At 64.4% G+C, this 18914-nt stretch carries 20 protein-coding genes; 12 read left to right on the top strand and 8 right to left on the bottom strand.

Features of this window, described 5'->3' with window-relative positions:
• Positions 1 to 7 precede the first annotated feature (7 nt).
• On the top strand, positions 8 to 931 hold the full coding sequence (locus ACN9MB_RS12450) for a DUF2950 family protein (protein ID WP_426269063.1): 924 nt from the start codon (positions 8 to 10) through the stop codon (positions 929 to 931).
• Positions 932 to 1135: 204 nt separating this feature from the next.
• On the opposite strand, the gene ACN9MB_RS12445 is transcribed toward ACN9MB_RS12450, so the two are convergent.
• From ACN9MB_RS12445 to ACN9MB_RS12435, 3 genes are all read right to left on the bottom strand, one after another.
• Positions 1136 to 1351: a rubredoxin gene (locus ACN9MB_RS12445; RefSeq protein WP_204636335.1), complete on the bottom strand. Its 216-nt coding sequence runs from the start codon at positions 1349 to 1351 to the stop codon at positions 1136 to 1138.
• A gap of 106 nt (positions 1352 to 1457) precedes the next feature.
• On the bottom strand, positions 1458 to 2627 hold the full coding sequence (locus ACN9MB_RS12440) for a hypothetical protein (RefSeq protein WP_426269062.1): 1170 nt from the start codon (positions 2625 to 2627) through the stop codon (positions 1458 to 1460).
• A gap of 27 nt (positions 2628 to 2654) precedes the next feature.
• On the bottom strand, positions 2655 to 3503 hold the full coding sequence (locus ACN9MB_RS12435; protein WP_426269061.1) for a hypothetical protein: 849 nt from the start codon (positions 3501 to 3503) through the stop codon (positions 2655 to 2657).
• A gap of 235 nt (positions 3504 to 3738) precedes the next feature.
• On the opposite strand from ACN9MB_RS12435, the gene ACN9MB_RS12430 reads away from it, so the two are divergent.
• The 3 genes from ACN9MB_RS12430 to ACN9MB_RS12420 all read left to right on the top strand — a co-directional run bounded on the left by ACN9MB_RS12430 (position 3739) and on the right by ACN9MB_RS12420 (position 7329).
• Positions 3739 to 5169 carry a DUF3300 domain-containing protein gene (locus ACN9MB_RS12430; protein WP_239535744.1) on the top strand — a complete coding sequence of 477 codons (1431 nt, stop codon included), beginning with the start codon at positions 3739 to 3741 and terminating at the stop codon, positions 5167 to 5169.
• Positions 5170 to 5180: 11 nt separating this feature from the next.
• On the top strand, positions 5181 to 6083 hold the full coding sequence (locus tag ACN9MB_RS12425) for a DUF2950 domain-containing protein (protein WP_204636338.1): 903 nt from the start codon (positions 5181 to 5183) through the stop codon (positions 6081 to 6083).
• A 64-nt stretch (positions 6084 to 6147) separates the two neighbouring features.
• Complete coding sequence (locus tag ACN9MB_RS12420; RefSeq protein WP_426269060.1) at positions 6148 to 7329, top strand: BamA/TamA family outer membrane protein; 1182 nt, start codon at positions 6148 to 6150, stop codon at positions 7327 to 7329.
• Between the two features lie 40 nt (positions 7330 to 7369).
• On the opposite strand, the gene ACN9MB_RS12415 is transcribed toward ACN9MB_RS12420, so the two are convergent.
• Together ACN9MB_RS12415 and ACN9MB_RS12410 are read right to left on the bottom strand one after the other, a co-directional pair.
• Positions 7370 to 7828: a glycine zipper domain-containing protein gene (locus ACN9MB_RS12415; RefSeq protein ID WP_426269058.1), complete on the bottom strand. Its 459-nt coding sequence runs from the start codon at positions 7826 to 7828 to the stop codon at positions 7370 to 7372.
• A gap of 59 nt (positions 7829 to 7887) precedes the next feature.
• Positions 7888 to 8583 (bottom strand): response regulator, encoded by a 696-nt coding sequence (locus ACN9MB_RS12410; RefSeq protein WP_204636341.1) that lies wholly within the window; start codon positions 8581 to 8583, stop codon positions 7888 to 7890.
• Positions 8584 to 9025: 442 nt separating this feature from the next.
• Here ACN9MB_RS12410 and ACN9MB_RS12405 point away from each other — a divergent pair, with 442 nt between their 5' ends.
• From ACN9MB_RS12405 to ACN9MB_RS12395, 3 genes are all read left to right on the top strand, one after another.
• A complete protein-coding gene (locus ACN9MB_RS12405; RefSeq protein ID WP_426269057.1) occupies positions 9026 to 10531 on the top strand; it encodes a sensor histidine kinase in 1506 nt (501 codons plus the stop codon).
• Positions 10492 to 11142 (top strand): response regulator, encoded by a 651-nt coding sequence (locus ACN9MB_RS12400; RefSeq protein WP_426269056.1) that lies wholly within the window; start codon positions 10492 to 10494, stop codon positions 11140 to 11142. The genes ACN9MB_RS12405 and ACN9MB_RS12400 overlap by 40 nt, the downstream gene beginning before the upstream one ends.
• Positions 11143 to 11298: 156 nt before the next feature.
• On the top strand, positions 11299 to 11694 hold the full coding sequence (locus ACN9MB_RS12395; protein WP_204636344.1) for a response regulator: 396 nt from the start codon (positions 11299 to 11301) through the stop codon (positions 11692 to 11694).
• Positions 11695 to 11697: 3 nt separating this feature from the next.
• Here ACN9MB_RS12395 and ligD read toward each other — a convergent pair whose 3' ends face one another.
• Entirely contained in the window at positions 11698 to 12600 is a 903-nt protein-coding gene (gene ligD / locus ACN9MB_RS12390) for a non-homologous end-joining DNA ligase (protein WP_426269055.1), read from the bottom strand.
• Positions 12601 to 12626: 26 nt separating this feature from the next.
• A complete protein-coding gene (locus ACN9MB_RS12385) occupies positions 12627 to 13022 on the bottom strand; it encodes a hypothetical protein (protein WP_426269053.1) in 396 nt (131 codons plus the stop codon).
• Between the two features lie 172 nt (positions 13023 to 13194).
• On the opposite strand from ACN9MB_RS12385, the gene ACN9MB_RS12380 reads away from it, so the two are divergent.
• Together ACN9MB_RS12380 and ACN9MB_RS12375 are read left to right on the top strand one after the other, a co-directional pair.
• Positions 13195 to 13431, top strand: a complete 237-nt coding sequence (locus ACN9MB_RS12380) for a hypothetical protein (protein WP_204636347.1) — start codon at positions 13195 to 13197, stop codon at positions 13429 to 13431.
• Positions 13432 to 13545: 114 nt separating this feature from the next.
• Entirely contained in the window at positions 13546 to 15222 is a 1677-nt protein-coding gene (locus ACN9MB_RS12375) for an amidohydrolase (protein ID WP_426269052.1), read from the top strand.
• 39 nt (positions 15223 to 15261) lie between these two features.
• On the opposite strand, the gene ACN9MB_RS12370 is transcribed toward ACN9MB_RS12375, so the two are convergent.
• Positions 15262 to 15846, bottom strand: a complete 585-nt coding sequence (locus tag ACN9MB_RS12370; protein WP_426269051.1) for an FMN-dependent NADH-azoreductase — start codon at positions 15844 to 15846, stop codon at positions 15262 to 15264.
• Between the two features lie 114 nt (positions 15847 to 15960).
• Here ACN9MB_RS12370 and ACN9MB_RS12365 point away from each other — a divergent pair, with 114 nt between their 5' ends.
• The 3 genes from ACN9MB_RS12365 to ACN9MB_RS12355 are packed head-to-tail and all read left to right on the top strand — an operon-like array spanning position 15961 to position 18911.
• The gene (locus ACN9MB_RS12365; RefSeq protein WP_426269050.1) at positions 15961 to 16914 is read left to right on the top strand and encodes a LysR substrate-binding domain-containing protein; all 954 of its coding nucleotides are present in this window, start codon (positions 15961 to 15963) and stop codon (positions 16912 to 16914) included.
• A gap of 60 nt (positions 16915 to 16974) precedes the next feature.
• The gene (locus ACN9MB_RS12360) at positions 16975 to 18120 is read left to right on the top strand and encodes a pyridoxal phosphate-dependent aminotransferase (protein WP_426269049.1); all 1146 of its coding nucleotides are present in this window, start codon (positions 16975 to 16977) and stop codon (positions 18118 to 18120) included.
• A complete protein-coding gene (locus ACN9MB_RS12355; protein ID WP_204636352.1) occupies positions 18108 to 18911 on the top strand; it encodes an amidohydrolase in 804 nt (267 codons plus the stop codon). The genes ACN9MB_RS12360 and ACN9MB_RS12355 overlap by 13 nt, the downstream gene beginning before the upstream one ends.
• Positions 18912 to 18914 lie beyond the last annotated feature (3 nt).

Raw genomic sequence — 18914 nt, 5'->3', positions numbered from 1 at the left:
GTAACCCATGACCACGGCAATTTTCCAGTCACGCGCGGCCACGTTTGGCCCGCGGCTTCTCTGCGGTCTCGCCATGGCGACGGCTGCGGCGCTTGGCCTGATCCAGTCGGCCCCCGTCTTCGCGCAAGCCATGCCGCAATACTTCAGCACGCCGGAGCAAGCCGGCCAGGCGCTGGTGGCGGCCGTGCGCGCCGGCGACGATCCGTCGGTGGCCTCGATCCTCGGACCCGCTGCCGCTTCCGTGCTTTCCAGCGGCGACGTCACCGAGGATGCCAGCGCGCAGAAGGCCTTCGTGCGCAAGTACGACGCCATGCATCGCTGGGCCATGCTCGATGATGGCAGCGAGATTCTCTACGTCGGCGCCGACAACTACGCCTATCCCTTCCCGTTGAAGAAGGACGGCGCCCTGGGCTGGCGCTTCGACGGTCTGGCCGGCACCGACGAGATCCAAGCGCGACGCATCGGCAGCCATGAGCTGCTCGCCATGGATGCCGCCAATGCCATGGCGCTGGCGGAAGAGGACTATAAGGAACGCGAACACCAGTACACCTCGCGCATCATCAGCAAGCCTGGCATGCATGACGGCCTGTACTGGGATGCTGCGAAGGACGACATGGAAAGCCCGCTCGGCAACCTGCGCGACATGCAGGCATGCGCGACCTGCGCCGAAGGCAGCCAGATCTTCGACGGCTACGTGTTCCGCATTCTCGATGCCCAGAAAAGCGGCAAGAGCTACGTGGTCGACGGCAAGATGACCGGCGGCTTCGCCATCCTGGCCACCCCGGCAAAGTACGGCGACACCGGCCTCATGAGCTTCCTGATCGATCGCGATGGCGTGCTGTACGAAAAGAATCTGGGCCCCTCGACGGAGCAGGTTGCTGCGGCGATCAAAGCCTATGACGTGCGCGATGGGTGGGCGCCGGCGGAATAATCAGTATGCCCGCATGACGGGTCAGCAGCACCAACAACAACGGCCCGACGGGGTCGTTGTTGTTTGGACGGCCAAAAGCCATCCAGTTGAGGCGATGAGGCAAGATGGGTCCCTCACCGCAACCCTCTCACCGGAGGGGAGAGTGGGAAGTGTGGTGCATCGCGAACGTCCCGCTTTACGTCTTCAGCACCGCTTTGCCCGCGATCAGAACCCGCTCAGGACGCAGCGCGCCCGCTGGTAGATCAATTCCAACGATTCGAACGATGATTTGCGTGCACCGCAATCCGGGCAGCGCCAATGGGCGGGAACGGCCTCCCAAGCGGTGCCCGCAGGAATGCCCGATGACGGACACCCCCTGCTGGCTTCGTAAACGCGGCCGCAGCGAGTGCACAACACATCGTCGACGTAGATGCGATTCATGCTGGGAAACTCCCGGAGGTGACTGTTGGCGGGAATTTTCCTGAAGCATGCGCGGGCGCATTTGCCCGTCCGCACGTTCCTTGCCGGAACGCACGGTGGCGAACGATCAGATCACCATCTTCAACAATTGCGAGAGGATCACCTTGGCTGGAATCACCGAGAGCCAGATCGGCGCAAACGGCAGCAGCGCCGCCACGGCCAGCGATAGCGCCGCCCGCGGGTCGAACAAGATGGGCCGCATGGAATAGACGTTCGCGGTCACGCCGTACAGATCGGTGGTCGAGGAGAAGTCCGGCTTTTCCAGCGACTCCGGATCGACTACCCGGTCCGGCCCCAGCCATTTGTTTTCGAACTGCGTGCCCAGGCGACTGGCCAGCGCGCCGTACTCGAAGATTCCCCGCCGCCACGCCATCAACAACATGCGCCCGAAGACCAGCGGCGGGACGAGAAAGATGACCACCACCATGATGGCGGTGGCGATCGGCGTGGCGGGATGGTCCATCGGGTTCCAGCCGAAGTGGATCACCTCGTTGGCGAACGTTCCCGCCGTGATGATGCCGATGGCCAGCGCGAGCGGGGTGAACATCCTCGGCGAGAACGCCACGAACAGCAGGCCGCCGGCCTTGTCGGGATGCGAGGCGACCAGATGCAGCCCCATGTGCGAGACCTGATGAAGAAAGCGCGTCCACACGCCCACGCGCCATACCCAGCTGAGCAGCAGCCCGAGCAACAGCGGCAGGCTGATCACCATGTGCCACCAGCCGGCCAGCGAGCGGTGTGTCGATGCCGCCGCGTAATGCCAGATCGGCAGCGCGTCCTGATGCACCGTCAGCACGATGGTGATCACGAACGCATAGACGATGAACGTCATGGTCGCCGACGGCCATACGCCCAGGCTCAGGCGCCGGGTCGATGCGACGGCGTCGTCGAAACGTTGGCGGTCGGCATCGTCGATGATCTTGGAGGTGAGGAAGTGCTGCGCGGTCAGGTCCAGGCGCGGCAGGATGATGTACTCGGAAAGAATCAGGATGGGCACGGCCAGCAGAAAGCGCGCGTGCACCGCGACATCGGTGAAGAACGCATGCAGCAACTCCTGGTGTCCGGAAACGAACGCCTGCATCGCACAAAGCACGGCCAGCGGCACCCAGGCGAAGGCCATCGCGATGAGCACGCGTCGAAAGGCCTGGGCGCGATGCGCCGGCTTGATCAGGCGCAGCCGCCGAAGCACGGCGACGTGCTTGGGTTCTTCGAAGATGCTGGCAGTGGGTTCGGTCATCCGCCTAGCTTCGGCGACAGGCCATGCTCAGAAATGCCAGGTGAAGCTGAGTGCTGGTCCGCTCAGCTGCACGCGCTTGAGGAATTTGTCGTCGTCGCCCTGGTTGTATTGCACGTCGCGATAGTTGAGCGCGATATCGCCCCAGTGAAAGCCGTAGGCCACGCCGAGCATCAACTGATAGGTGTTGTCCGAACTGCCCGCGCCGACGTCGGCGTAGTAGGGAAAGAACCAGTTGCTGTCCTCAAACGGCGACCAGCGGCCGCGGATGCCTACGATGCCGTCGGTGACGTGGGTCTGGTTGTGCAGATGGCCGCTGTTGTCGATATCCACGCGCCCACCGTTGCCGGTGAGATTGAAATTCCAGTCGAGGTTGCCCTTGATCCATAGATAACGCACGCCGAACACCAGGTCGATGTAACCCTGTTGGCCGTGCGCCAGGGTGTAGAGGCCGGCGAAGTTCACCATGCCGCCCTTGATGCCCCAGCGCGTATCGAGATTGGCGCTGGCGCCGATGCGGTCGCCGCCGATGTTGGTGAAGCGGCCTTTCTCGTTGGAGAACTTCACCCAGTCGAAATCGCCGTAGAAGCCCCAGTTTCCCTTGCGCACGGTACCGTCGATCATGAAAGCGCCACTGAGGTAGTCGAACAGGTCCTTGTCGGATTTCTGGTTGACCGTGCCGCCGTTGTTGGGCAGTTGAAAACGCGTCTCTGCGCTGATGCCCGGCAGCCATCCATACGGCTGGATGCTGCCGTGCCAGTCGCCATCCCAATAGTCGGGCGTGTCCGCCTTCGCCAGGGGAGCCGCCAGGGCCGCAACGCAGGAAGCAGCCATGACGGCGCGGGTCAACGTAAAGCGCGGGAACGCAATGCGGCGCATGATGACTGTCCTCAGGGATCGGCGGGTGAGCGATATGGTCGTGCGGCGCACGCCTGGGGCACAGCGAACTACTACCTAGCCGTCCGCGGTAAATCTACCGAGTCCACTCGCCGGGCAAGCCCGTAGCTGCGCGCATAAGTAGTTTTACTGATCGTGCTTGCGCATAAATGCAGTGGTCAATCCGTCGCGCGAAGTATCAAGCTGGTGCAAGCGTGAGCTGCACGGGAGCGGCACCATGAAGACGACGAGGATCCACGGATTCGCACGGTTCGGCCTGCTGTGTCTGTTGGGCGTACTGGTCGCAGGCCCGGTGGCTGCGCAAAGCACGCAGAGTGCACCGCCTGCCGGGCAGAAGGTCTACAACAACCAGCAGCTCGACCAGATGCTCGCTCCGGTGGCGCTGTATCCCGACGCGTTGCTGTCGCAGGTGCTGATGGCCTGCACCTACCCGAGCAACGTGGCCGATGCCGCCGCGTGGTCTGCGGCGCATCCCAAGGTGCAGGGCGACGATGCGGTGAAGCAGGTCTCCAACCAGAGCTGGGATCCCAGCGTGCAGTCGCTGGTGGCTTTTCCCCAGGTGCTCGCGCAAATGAAGCAGCAGCCCGAATGGGTGCAGAATATGGGCGATGCGTTTCTTGCCCAGCCGGACGACGTGATGGCCTCCGTGCAGCGTCTGCGCGCGCAGGCGCAGAAGGCCGGCAACCTGAAGACCACCGAGCAGCAAAAGGTGGTGGTGCAGCAGGCGCCAGCCAGTGCTGCGGCGCCGAGCACCACGGTGATCCAGATCGAGCCGGCCAATCCGGAAGTGGTGTACGTACCGTCGTATAACCCGACCGTGGTCTACGGCACCTGGGCCTATCCCAGCTATCCGCCGCCTTATTGGCCGCCACCGCCCGGCTACTACTATCCGGTGGCCACCGGCCTGGCAGCAGGCATTGCCTTCGGCGTGGGTGTTGCCGCCGTCAACTCGCTGTGGGGCGGTTTCAACTGGGGCCATGGCGACGTCGACATCAACGTCAACCGTTACAACAACATCAACAACGTCAACAACCGCATCAGCGGCAACGGCAACAACAGGGCGACCTGGAACCACAACCCGTCCAATCGGCGCGGCACGCCTTATCGCGATCAGGGCAGTCGCGAGCGCTATGGGCAGGGCGTGGGTGGCGCCAACCAGCGCGAGGCGTTCCGCGGCAACGATGCGAATCGTCAGCGCGCATTGCAGAGCTTTGATCGCTCCACCGGCAACGGCTCGTCGATGGCCGCGCGGCGCGGTGCGGGCGAGACGGGCGCGGCACTCAATCGTCCGTCCGGCGGCAACCGGCCTGGTGGCGGCCAGGGCGCTGCCGGAGGCGTGGATCGAGGCAACCTCGGCGCGGATCGGGGCAACGTCGGCGGTCAGGGGCGCGGCGATCTGGGCGGACAGAATCGAGGCAATGCGAGCGCGCAGCAGCGCGGCAACTTCGCTGGCGATCGCGCATCGCAGGGACCGCGCAACAACGCGTTCAGCGGCGGGCAATCGCCAGGTTCGGCGCATACGCAAATGAATCGCGGGCAGTCCAGTCAGCGCTCGATGTCGCAGTCCCGTGGCGCCGGCGCAGGTGCCGGCCGGCAGATGTCCCGACCCGCGCCGGCCCGGGCGGGTGGCGGTGGCCGTCGTCGTTGAGGAGCATGACCATGAATCGCACTCCCATGATCCGTCGCCTGGCCTTGAGCACGATGTTCTGGGCTGGCTGTGTGCTTTGCGGCGCCGCCCTGGCTCAGCAGGCGAGCTATCCATCGGCCGACGCCGCCGCCAGCGCCTTCGTGCAGGCCGTTCGCGACCATGACCAGGCCGCCCTGGCCAAGGTCTTGGGCAGCAACTGGAAAGACTACATACCCACCGAAGGCATCGATCAGGACGACGTGGACCTGTTCCTGAAGCGCTACGACGAGAGCCATCGCATCGACACGGCCGACGGCAAGGCACACCTGGATGTGGGCAAGGAGAACTGGGTATTGCCGATGCCGCTGGTGCAGGGAAGCGGCGGCTGGCACTTCGACCTGGCCGGTGCGCAGCAGGAGATACGCACACGCCACATCGGGCAGAACGAACTCGCCGTCGAACAGGCCTTGCTTGCCTACTACGACGCGCAACGCGATTACGCCTCGCAGGATCGCGACGGCGACAAGGTGCTGCAGTATGCGCAGCGCCTGCTCAGCACGTCCGGCAAGCACGACGGTTTGTATTGGCCGGTGACGGGCGACGAGCCGCCGAGTCCGCTCGGGCCGAAATTCGCCAACGTGGTGCCGGGGCAGGGCTACTACGGCTATCACTATCGCATCCTCACCGCGCAAGGGGCGTCCGCGCCGGGAGGTGCGTACAACTATCTGGTCGGCAAGCGCATGACCAACGGTTTCGCACTGGTCGCCTGGCCTGCGCAGTACGGCGAAACCGGCGTGATGAGTTTCATGGTCAGCCATGACGGCCAGGTCTTCGAAAAAGACCTGGGCAAGAATGGCGCCACGACGGCGCAGTCGATGAAGGCGTTCGACCCGGACAGCAGCTGGAAGGAAGTCGACGTTCCCGCGCCCAACTGATCCACGCTTCATGCCGGTCAGGAGGTCACACCTCACGACGGGACGCTGGCTCATCGCGATGGGGATGCTGCTGGGCACAGCACATCTCCACGCGCAGGCCGCACCCGACGGCAAGCAGGCGGCGTCCACTCCGTTGTCACCGGAGCGCGTGCCTGCGTCTCCCGATGAGAAGCCGACCTCGTGGTGGAACAACTTCCGCGATCCCGAGGACGGCGCGCTGGACATGTCGCGCTGGCTGCTGCAGCACAAGGGCGCGTTGCTGGTACCCATCATCATCACCGAGCCCGCCGTGGGCAATGGCGGCGGACTGGCGGCGGTGTTCTTCCAAGCGCCCAAACAATCGGAAGCCTCCAAGGAAAGCGGGTTGCGCATTCCGCCGAACATCTATGGCGCGGCCGCCTTCAAGACGGAAAACGGTACCTGGGGTTACGGCCTTGGCGGCTCGTTCCATTTCAAGGACGATCGCTGGCGGTACGCCGGCGCCGTCGGCAAGATCAACGTCAACCTCGATTACTACACGCAGGGATTGCGGCTCGCGCCCCGCAAGATCGGCTACAACCTCGACGGCATCTTTTCCTATCAGAAGGTGTCGCGCCGGTTGGGGAACAGCGATCTGTTCCTTTCGGTGCGATGGATCTATATGGATCTCGACAGCCGGCTCAACCTCAGCAGCAACGATCAATACTTCCAGCCCAGGGACTTCGCCCATCGTGCATCCGGTCTGGGGCTGGGGCTGGATTACGACTCGCGCGACAACACGCTGACGCCGTCGAAGGGCTGGTTATGGCGCCTGGAAGCGACCCCTTACTCGCCGGCATTCGGCAGCGACAACACGTTTCAGAGTTACCGCGCGCACGCCTACGGCTATTTCCCGCTGGGCCGCGACTGGGTGTTGGGCACGCGCGCGGACTACCGTTCCGCACGCGGCGACGTGCCGTTCTATCAGCAGCCGTCCATCGACCTGCGTGGCATCGCCTATGGGCGCTACCAGGACCAGAACGTGGGCGTGCTGGAAGCGGAACTGCGCTGGAACTTCCGTCCGCGCTGGGCCTTGCTCGGCTTCGGCGGCGCCGGCAAGGCCTGGGGACGAACGTTGGATTTTGGCGATGCGAGCACCCACACGGCCGAAGGCGTGGGCTTCCGCTATCTGATTTCACGCACGCTGGGCCTGTACGCCGGGCTCGACTGGGCCTGGAGCGAAGGCGATCACGCGTACTACATCCAGGTGGGCAGCGCATGGCGCTGAGCCTCGCCGGGAGGCTCGCAGCCCGGCATCGCCCATCGGCTCAGCCGACGGTATAACCCTTGCCCTTCATGCAGGCGCTGTACGCCTGGCCGAGGTTGGCGCCGTTCTGGTTCTGCGTCGCGGCCGACGCCGCGTTCTGCTGTCGCCGTTGTTCGCGTGCCCGCATGCCGCCGGCCACCACGCCGGCCGTCGCGCCGACACCCGCGCCATGGCCCGCGTCGTCATTCGCCACACCGCCGATCACCGCACCTGCCGCGGCGCCACGCGCGGCTCCGGCAACGCGCTGGCCGCCGCCCACCGCCGGTCCCGTTTGCGGCGGAGGCACGGCCTGGGTCGGTGCATTGGTCTGCGCCCAGGACATGCACGCGCTCTTGTCGGCCTGTTGCTGGTTGGCGTTCTGTCCGTTGGCCGGGTAGGTGGCGGGCAGTTGCTGGGCCGCCGCCGCCGAAGCGATGAAGACGAGCGCCCATCCGGTGTGCCGCAGGCTTGAGATGTTCATGTGTGCTCCCTTTGACGGTGTGAGAAGAGGCGGACCGGGCCAGCCTCGTGGTAGCGGGGCTAGTGCAACGATTCGTCCTCCGCGGCCACGTACAGCTCGTACGGCGCGACCGGAATCAGTCCAAGACGCTCCGCCTCGCGAATGAGCGCGACGCCGCTGTGCACGCCCAGCAGGTCGAGCAGCGACTGGCGATGGCTTTCCACGGTACGTATCGAAATGCCCAGCTCGGCTGCGATTTCGCTGGTCCGCTTGCCCTTGGCCATCGATTCGATCACTTCGCGCTGGCGGCGGGTGAGGCGATGCAGCGATTCGGGCGCTTCCAGCAGCGAGGCCATCAACTGCGGGCTGATGAACTGGTTGCCCGCGCACACTTCGGCCATCGCATTGAACAATTCGCTGCTGGGCGATTGCTTGAGCACATAGCCGTTGGCGCCTGCCTGCATCGCTTCGCGCACGATCAAGGGCTCGCTGTGGGTGGACAGCACCACCACGGGAATGTCGCTGCCTTGTTGCCGCAATCGTTGCAGCGCCTGCAGGGCGCTGAAGGGAGGCATGGCGATGTCGGTGATGAGCAGATCCACCTGGCCTTCCAGCACGGCCTCGATCAGCGCCTCGCCGTCGTGCACCAGGCGAACCGAACTGGTGCGCTTGGCGAGCAGTCCTGCCAGGCCTTCGGCGACGCAACGGTGCTCGTCCGCCAGCAGCACGCGAAGCTTGCGGGTACTTTTGGAAGCGATGCGTGCGTTCGCTTTCATGATCGCTCAGACCCCTGCCAAGCCGCTGCTTGCGCCTGCTGCAGCTTGGGCTTTCGAGGTCCGCTTGGTAAGCGAACTTTCACTCAAACGACATCCGTAAATCTACGGATTGGGCCTGAAAAGCCTCTTGCGGAGCGATTTTTCCGCCGCATTGAGCGGCGCTGACCCATATGCATCGATTCAATCCGGCGGACGTGCAGTGCAGGAAGACCTCCGGGAACCGCGCATCGTAGAACTACCTAAACCATCACGGGGCAATGACGGGCATCGTGGGCAAATGCAGGGTGGCTTCGATAGTCCGGCGAGTCACTCGAGGGGCCGCAGCTGTTGATTGCAGCAGGGCGAAAGGATGCACGGAGCAGAGGGGATCATCGCTGGCAAAGCACCTATCGGTGCCTTGCCTCAGCATCTGACGCGTGGCATAGGCGCGGGCCTGGCTGCGATGGCTGCGCAGTGGTTGTCGTTGGCCTTGTGGGATCACGCGCTCGATTTTCAGGTGATCTGGTTGTCGGGGCCATTGTTGTTGGCGCTGCTACTTTGTTCTCCCTACAAGTATTGGATGGCTTACGGCGTCGGCTGGATACTCGGCATGCTGTCGCTGTCCCTGTTGATGGGGTTGCCCGCCAAAGGCATCGCCACCATCAATCTGGCCGTCGCCCTGCTCATCACACTTGCCGCGTGGACGCTCAGCCACCTGCGCAGGGAGCAGGCGACCGGCAATTTCCTCCAGTTGCTGCTCTTCCTCGTGGTCGCCGTGGTGGCCTTGCCGATAACGACAGGCGTTGTCATATCGGCCATGTCTTCGCTGGTCGAATTGCCTTCCTGGCTGTCCAGGGAATGGTGGCACGTGGGGCTGGCCGATTCGCTTGGCTATGTCTTGCTGACGCCGGCCATCCTGAGCCTGCTCAATCCGGGTTCGTCGCTGCGGCGCGACACGTTGCCCGGGTGGAACATGCCGCTCATCACCGTGGCGGCACTCGTGCTGCTCTGGCTCGCCTGGCGCGAACTGGGCGGGATCGCCACGATACGTCCGCTGCTGTTGCTGGCGCCGGTGCCGCTGGCCTTGTTCGTGGCCTTGCGCGCGCAAGTCGTCGGCGCCTGCGTGGTGAATCTGGTGGTCGGCCTGATGGCGATCGAGCTGAGCCTCTCGCATCAAGGTCCGTTCGTGCAGCCGGAATCGGAGTTCACCACCATCAGCGTGCAGCTGTGGATGCTGGCCGTGTCCATCGCCTCGCTCTACCTGGCGGCGCTGGTCGAGCAGCGCAGGACCACGCAACGCGACCTGATGGTCACCAGCACCGAAGTGCGCGAGCTGGCGGGCCGGTTGATCGTTGCCCAGGAGGAGGAGCGTGCACGCATCGCACGCGACCTGCACGACGACATCAACCAGCGCCTCGCGGTGGCATCGATCCGGCTCAGCGCATTACGGCGCAAGGTGGACGACTGCAACAAGCAGGACGTGAGCCAGCTGCAGAGCGATCTGATCGCCTTGTCGGAAGACGTGCGCCATCTGTCGCACGATCTGCATCCCAGCATGCTTACCCAGACCGGCCTCACCGCCGCCCTGGCGGGCATGTGCCAGAACCTGCGCCGGCGAGGCGGTCCCAGCATCGAGTTGCTGGTCTCGCCGCACGCCAAGGATCTTCCGGAAGACGTGGCGCTTTGCCTGTATCGCGTGACCCAGGAGGGCCTGGGCAATGCGCTTCGACATGCGGATGCGCAACGCATCGAGGTGGCGCTGCAGATGGCGCATCACCAGGTTCAACTCACCATTACGGACAACGGCAAGGGATTTGTCACGGAAGGAGAGGGCCGTCGAGGGCTGGGACTCATGAGCATCGACGAACGCACGAAACTGCTCGGTGGCAGTTGTCGCCTGCAATCAACTCTGGGAAAAGGGACTGAGCTATGCATACGAATTCCGCTAGAAGCCCTCGGGCCAGCGTAAAGCCCAAGCTCATCATTGCCGACGATCACCGCATGGTGGCGGAGGGCGTCCAACATATTCTCGACGACGATTTCGACCTGCTGGACATCGTGGCCGACGGCGATGCACTGGTCGACGCGGTGCAGCGGTTGCAGCCGGACCTGGTCGTGGCGGACATCAACATGCCGCGCTGCAACGGCATGGATGCGCTCAAGCGATTGCGGCAGGCCGGTTTCGACACGCGTTTCGTATTCCTCACCATGCATATGGAACCGGCGCTGGCAGTTGCCGCGCTGCGTGCCGGCGCGCGGGGTTACATCCTGAAGAATTCGGCGGGAGAAGACCTGCGCAACGCGGCGCTGCAGGTCATGGCAGGCGCCACCTATGTCACGCCGGCACTTGGTGCGCGTTACATCAGCGGCCAGATGACCGACATGCGCAACCTCACCTCCAAGCAGCTTCAGGTGCTGCGCCTGGTCGGCGAGGGTCTGCGCTCCAAGCAGATCGCCCTGCAACTGGGCTTGTCGGTGCGCACGGTGGAAGCACACAAGTACACCATGATGCAGGTGTTGGGCGTGCATTCCACGCTGGAGCTGGTGCGTCGCGCACAGGATCTCGGACTGCTGTTCTGATGCCATGCCGCGCTCGCAGTCAGAGCTGACCGTGCGGATGGGTAGATTTACTTAGCGGAGGGTCGTTCTCTTTCGGTGGCGGAACAATTGGCATTGGACGATGCTCGTTCAATGCACGGTCACGCGCCGGAAACACGCCCGAAGCGAGCCAGTCTGGTGTTGGCTGAGGATCACGTGCCGGTCGCCGAGCAACTGCGCGAACTGCTGGGCGAGGAATTCGACGTGCTGGCGGTGGTAGGCCACGGCGAGGCCCTGGTGAAAGCGGTGCGCCGCCTGCATCCGGACGTGGTCGTGACCGATATCAGCATGCCGCGCATGGACGGCCTGCAGGCGGCCCGCGAGCTGCTTGCCGATCGTCCCGGGTTGCCGGTGGTGTTCATCACCATGTACGACGATGCGATGTTGGCGAAGGCCGCCTTGTCGCTCGGCAAGGGCTATGTGTTGAAAGCCTCGGCCGGCGACGAACTGGTCGAGGCGCTGCGGCAGGTGCTGGAAGGCCGCTATTTCCTGTCGCCGGCGCTGGGCCGCCTCGATGCGTTGCTGGGACGCTGAGCGTCATTCACTGGACGCGCCGTACGAACGCATCGCCTGCTCGAGGCTTTGCCGCATGACCGCAAAACCCTCCCACGGATCGCTGCGCAGTCGCGCAAGCCGCTGCCTGGCACTGCGGATGTCGAAAGCATGTCCGCTCGCGCATCGCCCCAGGTCCTGCCAGCGCAAGGGCATGGCGACGGGTGCGCCGGCGCGTGCGCGCAAGGACAGCGAGGCCACGCTGGTGGCGCCGCGGGTATTGCGCAGGTAGTCGATGAAGATGCGTCCCTTGCGTTCGCTCATTACCGATGTCGCCGTGAATCCGTCGGAACGTTCGCTGGCCAGCTGATGGGCAAAGGCGCTGCTGAAGCCGCTGGCATCCTCCCAGCGGCAAGCGGAACGCAGCGGCACCAGCACGTGCAGGCCCTTGCCGCCGGTGGTGCGCACGAAGCTCTTGAGCGCCACCTTGGACAGTCGATCGCGCAGCCAGCGCGCCGCCTCGATCACCTCGCGCCACGCCACGCCCGGGCCCGGATCGAGATCGAACACGAGGTAGTCTGGTTGTTCCAGCGCATCGGCTCGCGACGCCCAGGGATGGAATTCGATGGTGCCGTACTGGACCAGTTCGATCACCGAGGCCGCGTCGCCGGGGCAAAGGTAGTCGTCCAGCGAGCCGCTTTCCTCGCGCAGCCGGACGTGGCCCACGCGGCGCAGTCCGCGCATCGGGTGCTTCTGGAAGAAACCCGCCTCGGCGAGTCCTTCCGGAAAGCGGAATACCGACGTCGGCCGCCCCTGGACACCCGGCAGGAACGCATCCATCACTGCATCGTAGTAGTCCGCGACGTCCTGCTTGGTGATGTCGTCATCGGGAAACACGACGCGCTTGGGATGCGTCACCACTACACCGTTGAGTTCGTTGGTCGCCATGGACGCTCTCATGCCGTGGTTGCGGTCTAGTCCGGCCGCGGAGCCATCAACGCCGTCAGGTGCTCCGGCATGGCCAGCGGCGTGTTGCCGCGCAGTTCCATCATCTTGCGCTCCGTTTCGCGGATCTGCAGCTCACCGACCGGATGCCTGCGGAGCTGTCCGCGCAACAGCTCGTTTTCCAGTTCGAGCATGCGATAAAGCTGCAGCAGTTCATCGAATGCGGGATGCAACGGCGGGTGAAATTCTTGCGTGCCATCCGTCATCGGAAGACTCCATGATCGGGTCTCCGAAATTGACGACGTGACAGTTAACGACGGGTGATAGATCGATGTGAATTCCGCCAGCAAGGCCATCGGCGTGCCGCGGCGTTCATCGACAACAAGCGCATGTGTATCTCTGGTGAAACAGATGCAGAGGCGCATCTATCCCAATTGTCGTAGTCACATTCCTACACATTTTCAGGCGTCGTCCCGATAGGACGATTCTTGTAACAACGGCATGCTCTCTTAGTCCGTAACGGACAGATCGTCGCGCCGGAGGCGTACACGATCAGCTAGTGGCAGGAACCTCTTTTTCCCCCACAGGGTTGCATCCATGGTCACCTATTCACTCAAGCAGTCTGCGGACGGTTCGTGGTCCGTATGCCGGCTCGGCTCTTCCTTGTTCAGTGATCTGCGGCTTGGCAGTGCCATCAAGCTTGCCCGCGAAGTGGCGCGCGACGAACACCTGCGTTCCGGTCGTTCGGTGTGCGTGGAGATGCCAGGCACCGACACCTCCATTCGCCTGGCGCAGTACGCGCGTCCGGCGGCGGTGCTGGAACAGGCCGCGTAAGTCCTTTGTACACGGGGCGTAGGGGCGCCCTGGGTACATCCATGCTGCAGGGCCGCTTGTGTGCCGAAGCCGGGCTGGGCAAAGTCGCCTGATCCTTCCGCCCGGAATTCCCTCATGCGACTGCCGCTTCGCTGTTCTTCGATCGTTCTGCTCGCACTTGCCGCACTGCCGCTTCAGGCGACCACGCTGCTGGTCAACGCCCATATCCACACGATGGATCCCTCACGTCCGGAAGCCACTGCGCTGGCCTGGAAGGACGATGGACGCCTACTTGCCGTCGGCGATACCGCTGACCTGCAGAAGCAATTTCCCGGCAGCACCATCGAAGACGCCAAAGGCGCCACCGTCATCCCCGGCTTGATCGATGCCCATGGGCACATGCTGGGATTGGGCATGACCCACATCCAGGTGGACCTGGTCGGCAGTGCATCCCGCGCGGAAGTGGTTTCCCGCCTCAAGGCCGCCGCGGCAAAACTGCCGGCCGGGGTGTGGCTGATCGGTCGTGGCTGGGACCAGAACCGTTGGGCCGACAAGCACTTTCCCTCGGCGGCCGATCTCGATGCGGCCTTTCCCGATCGGCCCGTGTACCTCGAGCGCGTGGACGGCCATGCATCCTGGGCAAACACGGCGGCGATGAAGCACGCCACGAAATCGCTGGACGGCGACTGGCAACCCGAAGGCGGACGCATTGAACGCGTCGGCAAGCGCGCGACCGGCGTGCTGGTGGATGGCGCCCAGGCTCTGGTCGGCCAGGCCATTCCTCCGTTGACCCACCAGCAGACGCGCGATGCCTACAAGGCTGCTTTCGCGGATGCCGTCGCGGCAGGGCTGACCGGTGTGCACGATCCGGGCGTAAGCCTGCAGGACTTCAAGGTGCTGCAGGAGATGGCGGCGGCCGGCGAGATCCCGTTGCGTCTCTATGAAATGGCCGACGGCAACCACGAGGCGCTCGACTGGCTGTGCAACCAGGGCGGTCGTTGGGCGGATGCCAGCGGCCGTCTGCAGATGCGCACGGTGAAGCTCTACATGGACGGCGCGCTGGGCAGCCGCGGCGCGGCATTGCTCGCCGACTACAGCGACGACCATGGCAACAAGGGCATCTTCGTGACCTCGCCGGAAGCCTACCGCACGGCGGTGGACAAGGCCTATCGCTGCCACGTGCAGGTCGCCACGCACGCCATCGGCGATCGCGGCAACCGCCATGTGCTCGATACCTATCAGGCCGTGCTGGGCGATCACGCCGACAGCGATCATCGCTGGCGCGTGGAGCACGCGCAGATCGTTGCGCTGGACGACATCCCGCGCTTCGCCTCCTTGCATCTGATCGCATCGATGCAGCCAACCCATGCCACGTCCGATATGCCGTGGGCCGAGCAGCGGCTCGGTGCGGAGCGCTTGAAGGGCGCCTATGCGTGGCAGCGCTTCATCCAGGAGAAGGTGCCACTGGCGTTCGGTTCGGATTTCCCGGTCGAGCAGGTCAATCCGATGCTGGGTCTGTACGCGGCCGTGACGCGGCAGGATCTCAACGGACAACCGCCGGCCGGCTGGCTGCCGGACCAGCGCGTGAGTCGCATCCAGGCGCTGGCGGGTTTCACGCGCGGCGCCGCCTATGCGTCCTTCATGGAGGACCAGGTGGGTGCCTTGCGTGCTGGCATGCGCGCCGACTTCGTGGTGCTCAGCGGCGACCCGCTCACCGTGCCGCCACGCCAGATCGCCGACCTCAAGCCGCTCAGCACCTGGGTGGATGGCAAGGCGGTCTATCGCGCCGGAACGACAAACGCCGCACCCTGAGGTGCGGCGTCTGCGGGGGACGGTGCAGCGTGGTGTTGCTTACGCGGCCTTGCGAGTGGCCACGCCGATGGCGGCGTGCGCCGACTTGAGGGCTTCGACCTTGTGGTCTTCGCTGAAGTTGACGCCTTCGGCACGCACGAACTCGAGGTCTGTCACGCCGAGGAAGCCGAACAGGGCGCGCAGGTAGGTCTCCTGGAAGTCCATCGGCTGGGCGGCGCTGCCCTCGCTGTAGATGCCGCCACGCGAGGAGGCGATGATCACCCGCTTGCCGCCGGCCAGGCCTTCCGGACCGTTGGCGGTATAGCGGAACGACTTGCCGGACACGGCGATACGGTCGATCCAGGCCTTCAGCTGGCTGGGCACCGAGAAGTTGTACATCGGGGCACCGATCACCACCACGTCGGCGGCCAGGAACTCTTCGATCATCTGGCTACCCTGCACGGCGACCGGGTCGCTGGCATCGGCCACCGGAGTCCAGTGGTTCAGGGGATTGACCACCAGATCGTGGTAGATGACTTCCGTACCCGGGTTATTGCGGGTGAATTCGCCTACGATGGCAGCGGTAAGGCCACGCGAGACGGAGTGGCTACCCAGGGCGCTTGCGTCGAGATGCAGCAGTTTCATGGTATTTCCTCAGTGACGGGCCGGGTCCGCCGGCGACGTGACTAAGGTATTCTTCGGACAATCAGCTGATAAGTCGGCAGAATTTGAACGTATTGTTCTGATAAGGAAACGGCGATGGCGGTTTTGGAAGGCGCCCTTCAGGATCTCAACGATTTGTATTTCTTCGCCGCGGTGGTTGAACACGGCGGTTTTTCCTCCGCGGGCCGCGCCCTGGGGATTCCCAAGTCCCGCCTGAGCAAGCGCATCGCGCAACTGGAAGAGCGCCTGGGCGTGCGCCTGCTGCAGCGGACCACCCGCCGCTTCGTGGTCACCGAGGTCGGCGAACGCTTCTACGGCCATTGCCGCGCCGTACTGGAAGAGGCGAGGGCGGCGCAGGAGGCGGTGGAAGAGGTGCGCTCCGAGCCGCGCGGCGTGGTGCGCGTCAGTTGCCCGGTGTCGCTGGTGCAGACGGTCGTCGGCCACATGCTGCCGGAGTTCCTCGCCCTGCATCCGAAGATGCAGGTGCGGCTGCACGCCACCGACCGCCGCGTCGACGTCATCGGCGAGGGTTTCGACATCGCCATCCGCGTGCGCAGCAAGCTCGATACCGACGCCACCCTGGTCGTGCGCACGTTCGGCCAGTCGCGCGTGCTGCTGGTCGCCAGCCCCGAGTTGCTCAAACGCTACGGCCATCCCAAGGAACTGGCCGATCTCACACAGTTGCCCGCGCTCACCAACCAGGAGCATGAAGGCGCGCAGAGCTGGGAGTTGCTCGATGGCAACGGCGAACGCGTGCTGGTGGACATCCATCCGCGCCTGATCTGCGGCGACTTCAACACGCTGTTGCAATGCTGCAAGCAAGGCATCGGCGTCACCCTGCTGCCGGAATTCGTCTGCGGCCCGGCGATCGAACGCGGCGAGCTGGAAGTGGTGCTGCCCGAATGGAGCGTGCCGCAAGGAACCATGCACTTCGTCTACCCCAGCCGCCGCGGCCTGTTACCCGGCGTGCGCGCCTTCGTGGATTTTCTTGCGGAGAAGCTGCCCGATACCGTACGCGAGAAGCACGCGCAGTGCGGTAAATATCTCTGACGCTGGCACGCCATACGTCGCGTGTTAGCATCCTCGTTTAGCCATCCAGACATCCGGATCATGCAGATCGAAACCAAGCTTCCCAAAGTTGGAACTACCATCTTCACCGTCATGAGCCAGCTCGCTGTGGAGCACAAGGCCGTGAACCTCGGCCAGGGCTTTCCGGACTTCGAACCGCCCCAGCCGCTGCGCGACGCGATCACCCGCGCCATGGCCGAAGGCCGCAACCAGTACGCGCCGGGCATCGGTCTGCAGCCGCTACGCGAGCAGATCGCGCTGAAGACCGAGCGTCTGTACGGCCACAAGCTCGATCCCAACACCGAGATCACCGTGACCTCGGGCGCGACCGAAGCGCTGTTCGCCGCCATTGCCGCCGTGGTGCGGGCGGGCGACGAAGTGATCGTGTTCGATCCCGCTTACGACAGCTATGAGCCGGCCATCGAGCTGCAGGGCGCACGCGCCGTGCATATCCCGCTGCAGGCGCCCAGCTTCGGCATCGACTGGCAGCGCGTGCGCGATGCAGTCACGCCAAAGACGCGCATGATCCTGATCAACAGCCCGCACAATCCTACGGGCGCGGTGCTGTCCGCGGCCGATCTGGACGAGTTGGCCGCGATCGTGCGCGATACCGAGATCGTGGTGTTGTCCGACGAGGTGTACGAGCACATCGTGTACGACGGCGCGCAGCATGAAAGCGTGCTGCGCCATGCCGAACTGGCGGCGCGCAGTTTCGTGGTGTCGTCGTTCGGCAAGACCTATCACTGCACCGGCTGGAAGCTCGGTTATGCGGTGGCGCCCAAGGCGCTGTCGGCGGAATTCCGCAAGGTGCACCAGTACCTCACGTTCTGCACCTTCCATCCGGCGCAGGTGGCGTTCGCCGAATTCATGGCGAGCACGCCCGGGCATTATCTGGAATTGCCTTCGTTCTACCAGGTCAAACGCGACCGCTTCCGCGAACTGATCAAGCCCTCGCGCTTCAAGCTGCTCGACGTGCCGGGCGGCTATTTCCAGCTGGTCGATTACTCGGTCATCAGCGACAAGGACGATGTGGCCTTCTGCGAGTGGATGGTGAAGGAAGGGGGCGTGGCCGCCATTCCGCTGACGCCGTTCTACGACAAGGCACCGGGCACGCACTATCTGCGCCTGTGCTTTGCCAAGAGCGATGCCACCATGGAAGCCGCCGCGGAGCGCCTATGCAAGCTCTGAGGGTCAGCCTGATCCAGGGTGCCACGCGCTGGCACGATGCCCCCGCCAATCGCGAGTACTACGGCGAGCTGGTGCGCCGCGTCGCCGGGAAGAGCGACCTCGTCGTTTTGCCGGAGACGTTTCTCTCCGGCTTCAGCAATGACACGCGTGCCAGCGCCGACACCATGGAAGGCGAAGGTGTCGCGTGGATGCGCGCGCTCGCGCAGGAAGTGGACGCGGTACTCTGCGGCAGCCTGGCCATTCGTGAGAACGACACGGTCTACAACCGCTTGATCTGGGCTCGCCCGGACGGCAGCTTCGAGCAATACGACAAGCGCCATCTGTTCCGCATGGCGGGCGAGCACACGCGCTACGGCGGCGGCACCGAGCGACTCATCGTCGAACTCAAGGGCTGGCGCATTCTTCCGCAAGTCTGCTACGACCTGCGTTTCCCGGTGTGGCTGCGCAACGGTCGCCTTGAAGAAGCAGCGGGCGGCATGGACTACGACCTGGCCATCTTCGTGGCGAACTGGCCGGCGCCGCGCCGCCAGCCGTGGCGCACGCTGCTGCGTGCGCGTGCCATCGAAAACCTCAGCTACGTGATCGGCCTCAATCGCGTGGGCGTCGACGGCAACGACCTGCCGTATGCCGGCGACAGCGCGGTGCTCGATCCCGTCGGCGAGCCGCTGGTGGAACTGGGCCCGCAGGAGCAGGTGGTCACCGTCACCATCGATCCGGCGCCGTTGCTTGCCCATCGCGAGCGTTTTCCGGCCTGGATGGACGCGGACCGCTTCACGCTCGATCCGGGTTGATGC

The sequence above is a fragment of the Dyella kyungheensis genome, from assembly GCF_049913195.1.
Lineage (GTDB): Bacteria > Pseudomonadota > Gammaproteobacteria > Xanthomonadales > Rhodanobacteraceae > Dyella > Dyella kyungheensis.
This window is presented reverse-complemented; position numbering and strand designations above follow the sequence as displayed.